The sequence below is a fragment of the Flavobacterium sp. LK-23 genome, from assembly GCF_058135255.1.
Genome location: NZ_JBYUVT010000008.1, coordinates 1 through 18,625, shown reverse-complemented (window position 1 = coordinate 18,625; position 18,625 = coordinate 1). Strand labels below are relative to the sequence as shown.

At 31.2% G+C, this 18,625-nt stretch carries 8 protein-coding genes and 1 tRNA gene; 5 read left to right on the top strand and 4 right to left on the bottom strand.

What is annotated here, in order from left to right; genetic code table 11:
- Positions 1 to 14 precede the first annotated feature (14 nt).
- Positions 15 to 4,871, bottom strand: coding sequence for a RecQ family ATP-dependent DNA helicase (locus tag AC3Y25_RS13325; RefSeq protein WP_489903074.1), 4,857 nt, complete (start codon positions 4,869 to 4,871; stop codon positions 15 to 17).
- 482 nt (positions 4,872 to 5,353) lie between these two features.
- Between AC3Y25_RS13325 and AC3Y25_RS13320 the strand changes: the two genes are divergently transcribed.
- On the top strand, positions 5,354 to 6,742 hold the full coding sequence (locus AC3Y25_RS13320) for a serine hydrolase (protein ID WP_489903073.1): 1,389 nt from the start codon (positions 5,354 to 5,356) through the stop codon (positions 6,740 to 6,742).
- A 140-nt stretch (positions 6,743 to 6,882) separates the two neighbouring features.
- Complete coding sequence (locus tag AC3Y25_RS13315; protein ID WP_427872385.1) at positions 6,883 to 7,350, top strand: hypothetical protein; 468 nt, start codon at positions 6,883 to 6,885, stop codon at positions 7,348 to 7,350.
- A gap of 290 nt (positions 7,351 to 7,640) precedes the next feature.
- Here AC3Y25_RS13315 and AC3Y25_RS13310 read toward each other — a convergent pair whose 3' ends face one another.
- The 3 genes from AC3Y25_RS13310 to AC3Y25_RS13300 all read right to left on the bottom strand — a co-directional run bounded on the left by AC3Y25_RS13310 (position 7,641) and on the right by AC3Y25_RS13300 (position 12,984).
- Positions 7,641 to 10,262 carry a leucine-rich repeat domain-containing protein gene (locus AC3Y25_RS13310; RefSeq protein WP_489903072.1) on the bottom strand — a complete coding sequence of 874 codons (2,622 nt, stop codon included), beginning with the start codon at positions 10,260 to 10,262 and terminating at the stop codon, positions 7,641 to 7,643.
- 80 nt (positions 10,263 to 10,342) lie between these two features.
- Complete coding sequence (locus AC3Y25_RS13305) at positions 10,343 to 12,328, bottom strand: DKNYY domain-containing protein (RefSeq protein ID WP_489903071.1); 1,986 nt, start codon at positions 12,326 to 12,328, stop codon at positions 10,343 to 10,345.
- 583 nt (positions 12,329 to 12,911) lie between these two features.
- Positions 12,912 to 12,984 (bottom strand) — tRNA-Met (locus AC3Y25_RS13300).
- A 117-nt stretch (positions 12,985 to 13,101) separates the two neighbouring features.
- Here AC3Y25_RS13300 and era point away from each other — a divergent pair.
- The 3 genes from era to AC3Y25_RS13285 all read left to right on the top strand — a co-directional run bounded on the left by era (position 13,102) and on the right by AC3Y25_RS13285 (position 18,447).
- Complete coding sequence (gene era, locus AC3Y25_RS13295) at positions 13,102 to 13,983, top strand: GTPase Era (RefSeq protein WP_250833917.1); 882 nt, start codon at positions 13,102 to 13,104, stop codon at positions 13,981 to 13,983.
- 242 nt (positions 13,984 to 14,225) lie between these two features.
- On the top strand, positions 14,226 to 15,539 hold the full coding sequence (der, locus tag AC3Y25_RS13290) for a ribosome biogenesis GTPase Der (protein ID WP_250833916.1): 1,314 nt from the start codon (positions 14,226 to 14,228) through the stop codon (positions 15,537 to 15,539).
- A gap of 157 nt (positions 15,540 to 15,696) precedes the next feature.
- Positions 15,697 to 18,447, top strand: a complete 2,751-nt coding sequence (locus tag AC3Y25_RS13285) for an outer membrane beta-barrel protein (protein WP_489903070.1) — start codon at positions 15,697 to 15,699, stop codon at positions 18,445 to 18,447.
- The last annotated feature ends 178 nt before the right edge of the window (positions 18,448 to 18,625 follow it).

The following is an 18,625-nucleotide window of genomic DNA, read 5'->3' as shown; positions in this document are numbered from 1 at the left end:
ACAGGGACAAATAGCTAACTTTTACTATGCCTTATACTCTCAAAATAAAGCTCTGGTAAAACTATTTTGATTTCCTGCGAAGTTTCTTCTTTAACCCAATATAATATGAAATTCACGTTTGCGCTTTTTAGTTCATAGTTTTTTGATTTCATTATCTCAATTTTCTCAATGAACTGCTTTGAGAATTTCAGTACAGATTGACCACTTGAGTTTAAACATTCATTACCTTCAACATGTAGCGTTTCTCCACAGGCTAGTTGTGAAATTAAGGCCTGTCTGTTAATAAAGTAATCTAACCAGATATCTTTGAAAGTGGCATGTATAGCAATTTTATCAGGTGAAGTATAGATTTCAAAATCGTTTATTTGTTCAAGGTTTTCTGCAGAAAGATGATTGAGATAGTTTGCATTTAGGTGAATATTTAAATTGCATTTAGTCCTAGTCATTGCTACGTATAATTGTCGCTTGGCTTCATCTGCAGTTATGTTAAAATTCTCTAGTAAAAGGAATACATTATCAAATTCTTTTCCTTTAGCTTTATGAATGGTCGATACAAAAATTGTTTCGCCATTTTCATTATAAAAATCCTCCAACTTAGATTCACGAATGAAAACCTCTAAGTCAGATTTATATTTTTTATTAAGATTAGTAGTTTCAAAATCTTTGATGATATTCTCGCAAATCTCTAATTTATTGCTATTATTGAAAGTATTTTTTAGCTCTATTTTGGCATTATCCCAAATTTCATCACTAATTGTGTAAATATTAGGGCCAGAATCTATTTTATTCAATAAAAATCTGACCTCAACAAGATTATATAAATTAAAACCATCATTAGACTGTATTAGTTTTGCCACAACACCATTTTTTAAAAGAAGTCCAGCAACTTTTATAGCTTCCTCGTTAGTTTTTGTTATTATACACGTAGTTCCAGAAAGGTCTGCGTTAACAACATCCGTTACGAGAGGCGTAATTAGATTGTTGCTTTGGTAATTAATAATTTTGATTTTTCCATTATCAATTTGATTCGCTATAATTGGTGTTTCTTTTAGGCGGTGTTGAATCTGTTGCACAAATTGATTCGAAAATGAAATCAAATTACTTTTACTACGATAATTTTCAATTAATTCATGTTTTATTGCATTGTTGTCATAGATAAACTGTTCCAGATATTTAGAACTCGCACCTCTAAATTCATAAATATTTTGGTCATCGTCTCCCACTGCTATGACCCTCATTCCCTCATTCTGTTCCAATAATACATTTATAAGGGCAAATTCATCTGCATTCATATCTTGGGCTTCGTCGATTACTAAAACAGTTTTAGTGATTTTATTAGCCTCAACATCCCCATTCTTAATTCTTTCAACTGTACATTTTAAAATATCCGTAGATTTTTCTAACGTGCCAACCTTGCCTAAAAGATCAAAACAGTACGAATGAAATGTCTTAATTTCAATAAAGTTGGCAGCGTTACCAATTAACTTTAGAAGACGCTTTTTAAATTCAGTAGCAGCTGCTCTTGAAAATGTTAACATCAATAACTGCTCATGTTTCACATCTTCCATTAACAATAGCGAAGCCAGTTTATGAACTAAAACTTTTGTTTTTCCGCTGCCAGGACCAGCAGCAACAACTATATGTTGTGTTTCATTGTCTTTTATAATTTTTAATTGTGTTGGCGAAAGTTCTCCAAATAACTGTCTGAATTTTGCAGGAGTAACATTTCGCTTAATCTCGTTTTGTCTCTCACTACCTTTAAAATATTTGTTTAAGAAAGAACTGTAATTAAGCTGGAAATAGTCTTCTACAAACTGAAGGGCATTTTTGTAATCTTCAATCATTCTTTGGGCATATTCGCCCACTATATGAATTTGCTGAACTTTGTTTTCGTAAAATTGGCTGAGCTTTTGGTAATCGTCTTTCGTATATCGTTTTTTATTATCTTGTTCAGTTCGCTCAATGGCTAAACCATTATAAATGACAAGAAAACCGCCTTCTATTTTTATTGCTTCAATTCGAGAGAGATAGAATAATGTATCTTCAATATCATCAATGCTTATTTCTATTTTGAAAAGGTTGGCACTATTTTCATAAGCAAACTTTAATTCGTGTACCGAAAACTCCACCAAAATTTCATCTTTATCTAACTGCCCTTTTATCGTTTCTGTGATGGTTTTATTATAAAAGAATTCAATGATAAATGTTGCAAGTTCATGACGCCTTTCGAGCTTATTTTTTAATAGCTCTTTACTTTGAAGGCAGAATATGGCAATATGATTTTTAGAGTGGTCTAAGTTCTTTCTTTTAATCCAACTTTTAATAGACCAAAAATTAATTATCGTTTTTAGTTTACTGGTGTTTACATCTTGACATCCATAATTTTCAGCATCTTCGTTTAATTCTTTTAAGTGAAAAACACTTTCTTCTTCTTTGAAAACTTGCAGTAAAAAGTTTTCAATTTTACCATATAGCTCTACAATAGAAAGAGAACGGTTTTTATTATCAGTGTTTTTTATAAATGCAGTCAGATCCTTAGAATCGGCAAGGATGTTTTCCTCACGAAACAAGTTTATTATAGTAATTACTTCTTCTTTTATGATACCCAAATGATCACTAATGTAATCTACTCTTGATTCAGGATTTTCATCATTAGCTTGTTTTCTGCTTTTACTTGAAAAGAGTTTTTTTATAATACGAATGCCTTGCTTTTTTTGTTCTTCATCAAACTTTTTGGAACTATTTATTTTGCTAATAGCTTCTTCAGCATTTTTAGATAAAATACCGTTAGCGAAGACCCTTGGCATATTCTGCCCACGTTTTAAATATCCTGCATCTTCTAAGGCTGCTATAGCTGTGGTTACACGTGTTTCTATTTCTGCAACATTATCATCCCAACCTGCTTTACGGGCAATTTCCAATGCAGAATTAGATATTTTAGATGGGAACCTTGTAATGTCTTTTATTGCTTTCCATACCTGCTGAATTTCTTTTATAGAAAGTTTAGTCTGATTAAGAAGAATGAAGTGCTTACTAAGGTCTTCTTCATTAAACAACACAAAACAATCGCCCGAAATATTTTCATCTCGACCTGCTCGTCCAGCTTCTTGAACATAGTTCTCAAGTGAATCTGAAATTTCATAATGAATAACTAAGCCAACATCCTTTTTATCTACTCCCATGCCAAATGCAGAAGTAGCCACCATGATTTGTGTTTCGCCATTTAAAAAAGTATTTTGGTTCTCGGTCTTCTCGTTTTTATTCATTTTCCCATGGTATGGTTTTGCATTAAAACCATCTTTTATTAGTTGCTCGGAAAGTTTATAGGCTTTGAGTGTTCGGGATACATAGATAATTGTTGGGCAGTTTTTCTTCTCAATTAAATCTCTAACAGACAAATATTTTTCTTCTTCATTTTGCTTTTTAAAAACCCTATACTGAAGATTAGTCCTTGACGCTTTGGAAGTGAATACTTCAAGATCCAATGAAAGTTTTTCGATAAAATAATTCCGGATATCTTCAATTACCTTCTGTTTGGCCGTTGCAGTAAAGCAGGATACTGGTATGCTTTCTTCAAGATTTTTATATTCCTGTATTAATTTTATAAAATCGCCAATGTAAAGGTAGTCGACTCTGAAATCTTGTCCCCATGACGAAAAACAGTGGGCTTCATCAATTACAAAACGCGCTACTTTCCTGCCTAAAATTAGTTTTTCGATAGTTTTTGATCGCAACGATTCAGGTGATATATATAAGATTGAAGCAGATCCATTTTCAATTCTTTCAAATGATTTCGCTCTTTCTATCGGATCCAATAATCCGTTAATAGTAACCGCCTCAGTTATTCCATTTTTTTCAAGATTGTCTACCTGATCTTTCATTAACGATTGGAGAGGAGAAATTACAACGGTTAAACCTTTAGTGTTTTCGGCACTCATAAGCGCAGGAACTTGAAATGTAATAGATTTTCCTCCGCCCGTTGGAAAAACAGCCAATACCGATTTGTTATTAATAGCTGCTTTAACAGCTTTCTCCTGAAGTGGTTCTCCGCCATAGGTGCGGTACGAATCAAAGCCAAAGAATTTTTTTAGTCCTTTGTGAATGTCTAGAGCATTATTGCAATAGCTGCATCCTGTTATACAAGGTCTGCCACGTAGTAATAACATAATGCGTTCCACCTCTGGGTAGTTTTTAAGAACCCATGGAGGAGTAATGGAGTGAACATTTTTATGGATTATAAATGAATGAATAAGTGAAAGGCAATACGCCAATTCAATCGGATATTCAGATATTATTTTGGTTAAATCTGAATGTTCACAAATTTCGTTACGAAACTTTAATCTAATCTGTGCTTCTGTGTCAGCGTTAAATTTCATGTAATTTATAAACTGAAAGAAAGCTCCAAACTCTTTTGTGCTGTTTAAGAGAGAATAAAATATTTCTTTGAGTGTTTCGTCAATTTGCCAAAAAGCTGCAACTTCACTATTGAACAAATTTTGCGCTTTAATAGAATCGTTTAAAGGATTGTTTAGTTCTTCTGTCTGAAGTTTATCGTCCTTTACTAATGAATGGTAAGGTTTTGTTGGAAATAATAAAGGGGACAGATGTAGAGTGTCAATGATGTTTAAAGGCTTAATGCCAGCATCACTAATTGTTTTCCCTATGTATTTAATATCGTGATTTAAAATGTTATGCCCACAAATATATTCGCTTCCTTTTAGGAACAGAATAAATTCTCCTAAAGAAGCACTATGAAAGCGATTGCCGTCTTCTTTAATTGCACCTATATCAAGAATTTTACCTTTAACCGATTCGATTTCGGTGTCTATAAATGTAATTAACCCGGCATTGTTTTGTTTTTCTATAAGCATTAAACGCAACAAGATTATGTTTTGGTTTCTTATTAAGAAGAAATAGGCAAGTGTTTAAAGGCGAGTATGATATATAGCTAATTTAGTGTTTAATTTCTAAAATAAAAACAATTTTATTACAAGGTTTTTTTGTGTTAAATAAAGAGGGAGAAAAAATAGCTTTTTTCATTAGTAGCAGGAAGCATTCAAATATCTATCCAGATTATCTTGTATTATTACAATATTTTAGCAGGTGATTTTTTTTCTATATTTTTTGTTTGCATAGCCACTCCTATAAGTGTTAAAAAGCATCAATCAAATTTACTGTCGTTTTAACAATTTGCAGTTAAAAAAAAAATATATTTGAAAGATAAATAATGTATGAAATTTATCATACATAACTACCCAAATTTGGATGACTTTGTGTGTTGTCACACATATAAATAAGTTTAGTGACAATTTTGCGAGCCATCTCACCTACATTAATTAACCAGAAATAAAAAATGAAATTAACAATTACAATCGGACTTCTTTTAATTGCACATCTTACATTTGGACAAGACCGAATTCAAAAAATTGACAGTTTACTCAATTCTCTTTATTCAAAAGAGAAAATCAATGGAAATGTTCTAATTGCAGAAAAAGGGAAAGTTATTTATAGCCGTAGTTTTGGACTTGCAAACGAAACAACAAAAGAAAAATTGAACGAAAATTCGATTTTTGAATTGGCATCTTGTTCAAAGCAGTTTACAGCTATGGGGATCATGATCCTTAAAGAAAAAGGGAAGTTGAATTTGGACGATGACATCACAAAATACTTACCCGAACTTTCTTTTTATAAAGGGGTAACGGTAAAAAACTTATTGAATCATACCGGAGGTCTGCCAGACTACATGCAGCTTATGGATAGTTTATTTGACAAATCTAAAATTGCCACTAACAAAGACTTGATTAATATATTTAGTAAACATCAACCCAAAATACTATTTGAGCCAAATACTAAATGGGAATATAGCAACACAGGCTATGCACTATTGGCTTCAATAATTGAGAAAGCATCGGGTATGACATACGCTGACTATCTAAACAAGGCTATTTTCCAACCGTTGAAAATGAAAAATACCTTTGCGTACAATCGTAGATTATCGCCAAAGAAAATTGACAATTATGCTTTTGGTTATGTTTACTCAGATAGTTTGAAAAAATATGTTTTACCAGACGAATTGGAAGAAACTAAAATTGTTATTTGGCTTGATGGTGTTGTTGGAGATGGAGGAGTTAATTCAACTGTAAACGATTTATTGATTTGGGATGGAGCATTATATACCAATAAATTACTCACAAAAGAGGATATGAAAACAGTTTTTGAATTAGCAACTTTGAAAGACGGAGCTAAAAGGAATTATGGTTTTGGTTGGGGAATTGAAGAAAATGCTGATTTTGGAAAAATTGCAAACCATGATGGGGGATGGCCAGGTTATGTAACTTTTATCGATAGGCATCTTACAAATGATAAAACAATTATAATTCTTCAAAATCACAGCAACGTTACAATTCCTTCTAAAGCAATTAGAAGTATTCTATATAATAAACCATTGCCTGTGCAAAAAATCAGAAAAGAAATTAGTATTACTCCTGAAGAACTTCAAAAGTTTGTTGGGACTTATGCCGTTGAAAATGAGTATGAAATCAAAATTTCATTAGATAAAGACCAGTTATTTTCACAATTGACTGGACAAGATGCGTTCCGAATATTTGTAGAAAGTGAAATGTTATTTTTCTACAAAGTAGTAGATGCACAAATTCAGTTTGAAAAGAACGAAAAAGGAGAAATTTCAAATTTGTTTTTATTACAGAATGGAAAAAAGATAGAAGCAAAACGTATGAAATAAAAACTGTTCGCTTCTTGGTGCGAGAGTCCTTCTCATGAACGTAAATTCTTTTTCTGCTTTTTTTGTTTACATATCCATATATTTGAAAACTAGTCAATGTGTAATATTTATTAACAGACAAAATCTAGAAGAACTATTTCATGGAAATAAAAACTAAAAATAATAGAATATTAATTTTTAGACAAACTACAGATGAAAGAATATGGGAAACTAAGGCCGAATTGTCTGCAGGTGATGACTTCCCTAAATTCAATTATCAATTTTCTTTTAAGGAAAAAATAATTTCTAAAAAATACATTATTGAAGGTTATGATTTCAATTCATATTTAATAAATTTTATCGATAGGTTTATTGAAAACGAAGAAAAGATATTAAAGATTTCTAGAAAAATCTTAGATGATATTAAGAATGTAAACGACAATTTTGCATTGAAACATAATTCAGAGAATTCACCATTATTTTATGTGCGAATTTTGGATATTGTAAATTATTCTTTTAAAGTATATTTTTCAACAGATTACGGTTATGAAGAATATATTATAAAGTATTTAGTATATGATAATGGAGATTTTGTCATAACCAAAGTAAAAAGGAAACTTTGTTATTGATATCTAATTCAATAACCTGAATCATACATAATAAAAAAAGCTCCAGATTTCTCAGAAGTTTTTTTTAGTAGCCCTAACGGGACAATTCACGAACTGCTTTTATAAGGATTTGAAAAGGATAAATCTATTTCAATCATCAAGTTATGAATTTAATGTATAGGTTATATTAAATCTCATTTTTCTATTTTAGATCTTGACTTTTAATTGTTTTTTAAAGGTTTTAATTCATTCTGATTACTTTATGATGTCAAATTCCTAGCATAAGAATATTCAATAGTATAATTTCTGTTCTATTGACATGATGTAGAAAAATCAACACCAGAATCTTTAAACCATCGGGAAGAAGGGAAATTTACTTTATCAACCTGAATGCATTTGAGTTTATCATTTTTAAGAGCAGAAACATAAGATATTGTGCTATTATTTCCGTTTTTGAGATTAAGAGAAATCAATTCATTCGAAGAACAAATTAAATCAATCAATGCTGTGTTTTTGGATAAATCCAAAGTTTTGATCTTGTTTTCTTCACATGAAACTCTCATTAATTGCAGATTGTGAGACAGATCTAAATTTTCAAGTTTATTTTGCTGGCAACGAAATTCTTTTAAAGCTGTGTTTTTAGTGATATCTAAAGTTTTCAATAGATTAGAGTTACATTCAAAATGCATTAAAAGAGTATTTTTACTCAGATCCAAATTAGTTAATTTATTTGAACTACAATTTAAATACCATAAAACTGTATTTTTAGAGACATCCAAAGTCGTTAGTTGATTCGATACACAGCTAAAATTATTCAGTACTTTGTTTAGACTTATATCCAATGCTTTTAATTTATTCTCATTACAATACAATATTTTTAAGTCTTTATTTTTAGAAGTATCAAGGTTTGTCAATCGATTATTTGCACAAGCAATTTTTTCTAATTTTGGGTTCAGATTTGTGTTTAAAACAGATAAGAGATTATTACTGCAAAACAACTCATCTAAAATTACATTTTTAGATAAATTCAAAGTTGTTAATTTATTATTGTCACACCGTAAAATTGTCAAAGCAATATTGTTAGAAACATCTAAATCTGCTATTTCGTTAGATTGACAATCAATATAGTCTAAATGTAAATTTTTAGATAAATCGAGTTTTGTTATTTGATTCGCATGACAGCCCAATTCGATTAATGAAGTGTTTTTAATGATACTTAAGTCAGTTAATAAGTTATTGTTGCAATATAAGGTAGTCAGTAATTTATTTTCTGAAAGTTCTAAAGTTGTTAATTTATTGCCATCACAATTTAAATTGGTTAGCAATTTATTTTTAGACAATTTCAAAGATTTTAAGTTGTTGTAATCACAATTCAAAGTAATCAACGTTTTATTTTGGCTAACATCTAAGGAGGTCATGTGATTGCGCTGACAATTTAATAAAGTCAGTGCTTTATTATTCGAAACATCTAAATCGATACTATTAGATTCACAATCTAGTTCTTTTAACACCTTATTTCCCGAAATATCTAAAGTATTAAGATAATTTTCCTGACAGTAAAGCGCAGTTAAATTTTTATTTTTGTTTACAATTAAGGAAGTTATTAGGTTTTTTGTACAAATTAGTTTTGTTAAAGCTTTATATTCGGTAATGTCCAGATTTTCAATGTTATTTCTAGAGCAATCTAATGTTTTTAAAGCGACAAAATCTTCCAAACCTTTCAAGTCTTGGATTTGTCTATTGGAAACATCCAAATCTGTAATCGAGGCAATATTTGCTGTAAAGACTCTTCCGTCTGGTTCACCAGAATCATATTTTAGTGCAATAAGAGCTTTCTCAAAATTAAGATCTGGAATCACCGTGTATCCAGGTTCGATTTCTGCGCATATTATTTTGCATTTTGAAAAGTCTGAAACATCATTGACATGATAAGGTGTTCCATCAAAATCTGCACTAATACATTTTAGATCAGGATTTTCCTCAGTAAACATATAACTTATAAGAGGACAATTTTTAATAGTCAAATCAGTTAATTGATTTTTAGAACAATCAAAACCTTTTAAAGAAAGACTGTTTGATAAATCCAATGTTTTTAGCTGATTCTCGCGACATCCCAAACTAGTCAAAGTTTTGTTAGCATTAAGATCCAATTCAGTCAATTGATTATTGGAACAGTTAATTTCAGTAAGGCTATTATTTTTTGAAAAACTTATAGCTGTCAATTGATTTTCCTGACATTGTATAGAACCTAGATTAATATTTTGAGTTAAATTCAAGTGGGTTAATTTATTATTATTGCATTCCAAAGTAATTAAATTTGAATTTTGGCTTAGATTCAGAAAAGCCAATTCATTATTAGAGCATTGTAAATACTCTAAAGTGCTATTTTTATTCAAGTTTAAAGAGGTTAACTGATTTTTGGAACACATTAAATACTGCAAGACAGTGTTTTTGCTCAGGTCTAAAGTTGCTAATTTGTTCTTGGAACAATCTAACTGATTTAATTTTGCATTTTGCGTTACATCTAAAGCTTTCAATTGATTATCATAACACAACAAGTGAGTTAGAATAACGTTTTTTGTTACATTCAATGATTTTAGTTTGTTATTGCTACAGGATAAAAAGGTTAAGACAGTATTTTTGCTGAGGTCCAGTTTTGTTAATTTATTTCCGAAACAGGTTAAATCATCTAATGCTTCAAAATCTTGTATTCCAGTTAAATCTGAAATGCTTTTTTCTGAAATATTTAGTGATTTTACTTTAGAAATTACAGTCGTTAATACTTTTCCGTCAGGTTTACCAGAATCATATCCCATATCTATCAGGCACTTTTCAAAATTAGCATCAGGAATTAAGGTATATCCTGTTATTGTTTGTGAAAACAAATTAAGTGGCGCGCAACAAAACAAAATAATGAATAGTATTCTTTTCATAAATATTTCTTTTATAAAAAATGGAAAAACAGAATATGATTTTTCAAGCATAAAAAGGGATAATAATCTCTGATTATAATTTATTTATGAATAAGGAAAACAGTAGAATAAAGACATCGAACTGTTTTTCCTTTTATCTGTCCTGGAATCCATTTTGGCATTTTATTCAAAACTCTCAAAGCTTCTGGACCGGAACCATAACCATAATCTCTTAATACTTTTTGATTCGTAATTGTGCCGTCTTTTTCTATTATAAAAGACAAATAAACTTTTCCCTGAAGTATTTCTCCGTCATCTTTTGGTGCTTTAAAGTTTTTATCTATAAATTTCACTTTTGCAGCCGTTCCACCATTATAATCGGGCAATACATCGAGTTCTGGTGTATTATAAATTTTGTTTTCGTCTATAGTTCCGGGCGTGATTATTGCCGGAGCAGTATATAGAGTGCCAATATTTCCTGTCCCTTCAATGGGTTCATTGCCTAAATATTTAATCTTAACAACATTTGAAATTAGAGCTAGCCAATATCCTTCATCATTTTTAAGAAGATAATAATCAGATGCCGGAGTTGTATCTGAACCACAACCAAGTCTGTAGCCAGTCATAATGGCTAATATTTCGACATTCTTATTTTTAATTATTTTATTAATGCCCCGATAGATATAATCTTTGTCGGCTAGAAAATTGTAGAATGTCTTAACGCTTTGTGCATCAATACCTTTTATGGGAATAAGTTTTTGACTGCCATAATAAACGTAAATGTTGTTTTTGTCTTTGTAATAATTCAGAATTCTTTCAAACGTTTCAGCATCTGCAGTGGTTTCTTTACCATTAATGTATATTTTGTTATTCGCTTTATATAATTGATATTCATAATGATTAGTTTGTGTTGAATTGAGGATATCTGTTTTAGCGTTTTTTGCAGCATTGATTTGCGCCGGAGAAAGATTTTTATACATTTTCTTATTATAAACATCGTAAGCCTGATTTTCATAGATTAAATAATAATAACCATGAAAAGTATTTTTGGATGTTACTTTTCGTGTGTATACAAAAGGAAATTTTTTAAGTTCAGACTTTCCTTCTTTTTCGTTCCATTCTTGTCCATAAATTCCATTTTTGTCAAAGTACCAATCTGAAGATGGAATCATTCCAAAAGTTTTAGCGTCAACTGAAGTAAATGGAAAATTTGCGCCCGCATACACCATTTTGCCATCAGAAATATAACGGCTGTTTACCTGATCCCAAACTTTAATATTTCCTGGATTTTTTGCTGTTAGTGCCGTTTTTTTGCCATCATAATACACAAAATTCTTATCTATAGAATAATGTTTAGACAATGGTCGAATAGTTTTTGCATCAATATTTGGAACAACTGACCTGCCTCCTAATATTAATACGTCGGTTGAAGTTTTCATTAAATAATGATTTACAGGCCGAAGAGTATCTCCGTTATGCAACCCAATCTCACCATCAATATAAATATAATTTTTATCATACATGACGGTGTTAAAAGTTTCTGAAATTGAATTTACATCAGCGTTTTTTATTTTTTTAAAATTATAATAAAGATGATTTTTGTCTTTAAAATAAAGTGTTGAAAAATCGGTCGATATGAAACTTTCGACATCAATATCTTCCTTGATTTCGATATTGTTTTTAAAAAGTTTATACTTTGTTTTCCATACTAAATCCGGGCGAACAAGGTAATCTGTATTCCTGATTTCGGCAATAATTTTAAAACCTGTTGTATCAATTGCTATAAAATCTCCATTATAATAAACGCCATTTTTGTCTAAAGCAAAAAGACCATATTTATTGAATCTTGGAAATCTAAAAGATTCAACATCTGCATCTTTTAGAATTTTTCTTTCACTGGTATTCTTTTGAAAAACAATATAGTTTTTATTTTTGATATAAAGCGGAGCCTCAAAACCAGCATTAGGATTTATTACTAAAGTAGTATCTACAACAGGATCTATTATAGAAAAAGAATCTGGAGTTTGTGCACAGCTTAAATTTGAAATCAATATAATTGATAATACTAAGAAGTAATATTTATTCATGTTGTGGTATGTATTGTGGTTTTTTAGGCTCTCTTTATTATATGGATGCGTTAAAATCTAAAAAGGTTGGAGAGAGAAGAATTTTTTTGCTGTTTTTGCATGTTCCAGATAAATTTTTATGCCATGTTTATTTTTTGTTGAGCGCAAAAACTTAATAATTGGAATAAAAAAAAGGCAAACAACTGTCTCATAGTTTGGAATTATTGAATTGATATTTAATGTTAATTATTTTAAAATCAGATCTTTGTGTTTTTATCTCTTATTTTAATTTTTCAGAATTTCTTTATTCTCTCTAAAATAAAGAAATTGATTTCATCAAATTAACAATAAAAAAAGTGTTTTTGACGAATAAATTGCTCTTCATAAGTATAGATGCTTGAAATTCGGAAAAGGTTGTGACGAAGTTGATTATTTATGACTTTTGCTTTACGAAAAAATCAATTGTAATTGGAAGTTTAACTTAACGGGACTCGAACCAAATTTGCTTGAGGAGTTTAAAAATTTAAGCAATTTAAGCAAGATTTTTCGAACTATAAAAAAAGCCTGAGAAATATAGATTTCTCAGGCTTTGCAATTTTTCTTGTAGCGGGAACAGGACTCGAACCTGTGACCTTCGGGTTATGAGCCCGACGAGCTGCCTACTGCTCTATCCCGCGATGTTTCGGGTGCAAAGATACGTCGATTTTTGAGAAATCCAACGAAAACTTAAAAAAATGTTTTATTTTCTGTATTGAGTTGATATGACTACCTTTGCAAAATAAATAAAGCAAAAAATGTCACATAAAGCAGGTTTCGTAAATATTATCGGAAATCCAAATGTTGGAAAATCAACATTGATGAACGCTTTCGTTGGAGAACGATTGTCGATCATTACATCAAAAGCACAAACTACACGTCATAGAATTCTAGGAATCGTAAACGGAGAAGACTTTCAATTAGTTTTGTCTGATACTCCTGGAATCATCAAACCAGCATACGAAATGCAGGAATCGATGATGAACTTCGTAAAATCGGCTTTTGAAGATGCAGACATTTTAATCTATATGGTCGAAATAGGCGAGCAAGATCTAAAAGACGAAGCTTTCTTTAATAAAATCATTCATGCCAAAATTCCCGTTTTATTACTTTTAAATAAAATCGATAATTCAAATCAGGAACAATTAGAAGAGCAGGTTTCTTTCTGGAAAGAAAAAGTGCCAAATGCAGAAATTTTCCCAATTTCGGCTTTGCAAAACTTCAACGTACCGGAAGTTTTCGGAAGAATTATCGAATTATTGCCAGAATCTCCGGCTTATTATCCAAAAGATCAGTTAACAGACAAACCAGAACGTTTCTTTGTTAACGAAACCATTCGTGAGAAAATCTTATTGAACTACAGTAAAGAAATTCCATACGCGGTTGAAATCGTAACAGAAGAATTTTTTGAAGATGAAAAAATCATCAGAATCCGTTCGATTATTATGGTAGAACGTGAAACTCAAAAAGGAATTATTATCGGACATAAAGGTGCCGCTTTAAAAAAAGTAGGAACCGATGCTCGCGCCGATTTAGAGAAATTCTTCGGAAAACAAATTCACATTGAACTAGTCGTAAAAGTGAATAAAAACTGGAGAAGCAACGCCAATATGCTGAAACGTTTCGGATATAATCAATAGTTTATAATTGTTTCAAGTTTCAGGTTTCAAGTTAAACGTCAGGTATAAAACTTGGCACTTGAAACCTGAAACTTGAAACAAAAAATAATAAAATCTTAGGTACTTAGAATCTTAGCGTCTCAGCAACTTTTTTTAACTACCTTTGCAAAAAATTTAAATAAGGCATTTTGGATTACAAGTGATTAGGTTTTTAGGAAGCTAAGAATCTGAAATCTAAAGTCTAAAATCTAAAAATCAATAAAATGAGTAATAACATTGTTGCGATAGTAGGAAGACCTAATGTAGGGAAATCGACCCTTTTTAATAGGCTGATACAAAGAAGAGAAGCTATTGTAGATTCAGTATCTGGGGTTACCCGTGATAGAAACTATGGTAAAAGCGAGTGGAACGGAAAAGAGTTTTCTGTGATTGATACAGGTGGATACGTTCGCGGAAGCGATGACGTATTTGAAGGTGAAATCCGTAAGCAGGTAGAACTTGCTATCGACGAAGCCGATGTTATTATTTTTGTGGTTGATGTTGAAGAAGGAATTACGCCAATGGATGAAACTGTTGCAAAATTACTTCGTAAAGTAACAAAACCAGTTTTATTGGCTGTAAATAAGGTTGATAATGCTATGCGCGAAAAAGACGCGGTAGAGTTTTACAATCTTGGTTTAGGTGAATATTATACATTCGCAAGTATTTCTGGAAGTGGAACAGGAGATTTATTGGATGCTTTAATTGATGCTTTCCCAGAAAAACCTGAACCAGAAACACCAGAAGTTGAATTGCCACGTTTTGCAGTTGTAGGACGTCCGAATGCTGGAAAATCTAGTTTTATCAACGCTTTGATTGGTAAAGATCGTTATATTGTTACCGATATTGCAGGAACAACTCGTGATGCAATTGATACAAAATTTGACCGTTTTGGTTTCGAATTTAACTTGGTTGATACTGCGGGTATTCGCCGTAAAGCAAAAGTAAAAGAAGATTTAGAATTTTATTCTGTAATGCGTTCTGTACGTGCAATTGAGCATGCAGATATTTGTATTTTGGTTATCGATGCAACTCGCGGATTTGAAGGTCAAGATCAGAGTATTTTCTGGTTGGCCGAGAAAAACCGTAAAGGGGTTGTAATCTTGGTAAACAAATGGGACTTGGTAGAAAAAGATACGATGTCTACTCGCGATTACGAAGAGAAAATCAAAAAAGAATTGATGCCTTTTACAGATGTGCCAATTTTATTCGTTTCTGCTTTAACGAAACAGCGTTTATTGAAAGCATTGGAAGCAACAGTTCAAGTTTTCGAAAACAGAAAACAAAGAATTGCAACTTCAAAATTCAACGAGTACATGTTGAAGGTGATTGAAGCTTATCCGCCGCCAGCAACAAAAGGAAAATATGTAAAGATTAAATATTGTATGCAGTTGCCAACACAAACACCTCAGTTTGTATTTTTTGCCAATATGCCGCAATATGTTAAAGAACCATATAAAAGATATCTCGAAAATAAAATTAGAGAAAAATGGGATTTTGCAGGAGTTCCGATCGATATTTATATTAGAGAAAAATAAAAAAATGAGTCCCCTGAATAGGGGATTTTTTTATGTTTGGTGTCTAGATACTTAAAAGATCAATTTTTTTATTGGCATTATATTTGGATAAATGTAAAAAACACAATTAAACCTTTTGCTTTTTTTTAAGTCTTACCGATCTAACTAACCTAATTTTATGACCAGAATTTATTCATTACTATTGTTTTTAGCCTTTGTATATTCGGCAAATGCCCAAAACAATATTGTTATTAAAGGAACTGTAGTCGATATTAACTCGCAACTTCCGCTAGAACTCGCCACCGTTTATTTTACAGCGGTAAAAGATTCCACTATTATTGAATATGCTACGACCGATAAAAACGGAAATTTCATTATCAATACTAAAAAGTATGATAAGCCCGTTTTTCTGAAAGTAAATTATACAGGATATCAAACTTATTTTGAAGAGCAAAAAACGCTTACAGAAAGTAAAGACTTTGGTAAATTGTACCTACTTGAAAATGCTAATGTATTAAATGAAGTAATAATTAAAAGCGAAGCACCGCCCATTACCATCAAAAAAGATACATTAGAATTTAACGCCGGTTCGTACAAAGTGCGTCCAGATGCAAATGTGGAAACTTTATTGAAACAGTTGCCAGGATTTGATGTTGACAATACAGGAAAAATTACCGTAAATGGGCGAGAAGTCAATCAAGTTTTAGTCAACGGAAAAGCATTTTTTGATAAAGATGGAGCTATTGCCATTAAAAATCTTCCGGCAGATATTATTAAAAAAGTTCAGGTTTCTGATTTTAAAACCAAAAAAGAAGAACTTTCTAAACAAGAATCTACTTCAGATTATTCGAGTATAAATATTACAATCGACGAAAAGAAAAACAAAGGGTATTTTGGTAAAGTACTTGGAGGATATGGTTCAGACGAACGCTATGAAAGTAGTTTGATGATGAATTTCTTCAAGAACAAACAAAAAATTAGTGTTTTAGCATCTTCAAATAATATCAACTCAACCGGATTCTCTATGGATGAGGTGTTTGATAATATGGGAGGAGGAAGAAATGCAAAAGGAGGCAGTCAAGGTGCGAGCAGTGGAGGAAAAGGGATTACACAGTCGACTTTGGCTGGGATTAATTATTCTGACGATTGGACAAAGGATTTGGAGTTTATGAGCAGTTATAACTTTACAAATGCGGTGACTAAAAACGACAGCAAATCCAACCAACTTAGTTTTTTGCCAACGGGAAATATCTTAACAGAAGCCGATTCTAAAACTAGAAATGAAAATACAGGAAATAAGGCCAATTTTGAATTAGAATATAAAATCAATCCTACGATGCAGATTGTTATTGCTCCTAAATTGAATTTATCCGAATCAAAAAGTAATGCTGAATCTTCGACTTTCTCTGAAAATGAAAATGGCGATGCGTTGAACGAAAGTACAGCAACATCTCACACAGAAAGTTCTAATACAAGTTTTGCCAACAGTATTAATTTCAATAAAACGTTTGAAAAAAAGTCGCGAAATTTAAGTGTGGTTTTTAATAATAATAACACTAAAAATGATTCGAACGGAATCAACATTTCGGAGACTATTTTCTATCAGGATAATAAACCAAATGACGAAAGAAATCAGAACGCAAAAAATACTTCAAAAAGCGATGCTTATTCACTAGATTTAGAATATACAGAGCCGATTACAGATTCCCTTCGCGTTCGTTTTGGTACCGATTTTGACTGGCAAAGTTCGATGAATGATCAAAAGACATTTAATTTTGATGATGCTTCACAAGACTATTCAGATTTAAACTTGTCTCTAACAAATTATACCACATCCAAACAAAATTCGATTACACCAAAAGTGGGTATTAGTTGGCAGAAAAGTAAATATACGCTTAATATCAATTCTAGAACATCCATTGTAGAGTTTGATAATCATTCTTTTTATTTAAATCAAGCAACCGATTTGAATAAAAGATACATGCTTCCTTACGGAACGGCACAACTTCGATATAAATTTAATCGTTCTAAAAATTTAACTTTTAAATACGATTATTCTAATGCGCTTCCGTCGGCAACACAATTAATGCCAGTTGCAGATTTAAATAATCCGTTGAATAGTGTAATTGGTAATCCAAACTTAAATCCGATTGAGAAAAATACGGCAGGAATCGATTTTAAAAACTTTGATTTTAGAACGCGTTCTGGCTATAGCCTGTTCCTTAAAGGAGATTATTACAATAATGATATAGTTTCAACTTCTATTTATGATGATAGCGGAAAAAGAAATACAACTTATGTAAATATTTCGGGAACGTATTCGGCTTCGGTTGGAGGAAATTGGAATCAGCAAGTTAAAAAAGATGCTCATACTTTAAGATACGGCTTGCGTTTAAGCGGTAATTATAATTTTGATAAAGGATTTACAAATGCGGTTATGTACAATGCAAAATCGGTTGTAATTACGCCAAGTGTTTATGCTTCTTATGATTATGGAGAAGTGCTTTCGATTGCGCCATCTTATAGTTTATCGTACAACGAAACACGATATGAAAACTATTCTAGAGATGCGACTTCAAACGTAATTCACAGAATTAATTTGCAGACCACATCCTATTGGCCCGCTAATTTAATCTTCGGAAATGATTTTGGATATACGTACAATTCAAATATTTCAGACGATTTCAAAAAGGATTTTTTCCTTTGGAATACGAGTCTTTCTTACGGATTTATGGATAAAAAATTATATGCTAAAGTAAAGGTGTATGATGTTTTAAATCAAAACCAAAGTGCCACAAGAACCATTTCGCCAACCTCAATTCGAGATGAAGAAAATACAGTTTTAAAACGTTACGTAATGTTTTCTCTAGCCTATAAGATTGGAAATTTTGCGGAAAGCAAAAAAGGAAGAAAACAGAGAGGATCGTGATTTTTTTTAGGTTCTGAGGTACTGAGATGCTAAGGTTCTAAGGGATAAAGTGACTAATAAAAAAAGAGCAAATCAATTTTGATTTGCTCTTTTTTTATTAGAAAATCTAAAATCTAAAATCTAAAATCTAAAATCTAAAATCTAAAATCTAAAATCTAAAATCTAAAATCTAAAATCT

Bases quoted from the DNA above. Each gene is read 5' to 3' on its own strand.
- AC3Y25_RS13325 (WP_489903074.1), bottom strand. From the start codon at position 4,871: ATGCTTATAGAAAAACAAAACAATGCCGGGTTAATTACATTTATAGAC.
- AC3Y25_RS13320 (WP_489903073.1), top strand. From the start codon at position 5,354: ATGAAATTAACAATTACAATCGGACTTCTTTTAATTGCACATCTTACA.
- AC3Y25_RS13315 (WP_427872385.1), top strand. From the start codon at position 6,883: ATGGAAATAAAAACTAAAAATAATAGAATATTAATTTTTAGACAAACT.
- AC3Y25_RS13310 (WP_489903072.1), bottom strand. From the start codon at position 10,262: ATGAAAAGAATACTATTCATTATTTTGTTTTGTTGCGCGCCACTTAAT.
- AC3Y25_RS13305 (WP_489903071.1), bottom strand. From the start codon at position 12,328: ATGAATAAATATTACTTCTTAGTATTATCAATTATATTGATTTCAAAT.
- era (WP_250833917.1), top strand. From the start codon at position 13,102: ATGTCACATAAAGCAGGTTTCGTAAATATTATCGGAAATCCAAATGTT.
- der (WP_250833916.1), top strand. From the start codon at position 14,226: ATGAGTAATAACATTGTTGCGATAGTAGGAAGACCTAATGTAGGGAAA.
- AC3Y25_RS13285 (WP_489903070.1), top strand. From the start codon at position 15,697: ATGACCAGAATTTATTCATTACTATTGTTTTTAGCCTTTGTATATTCG.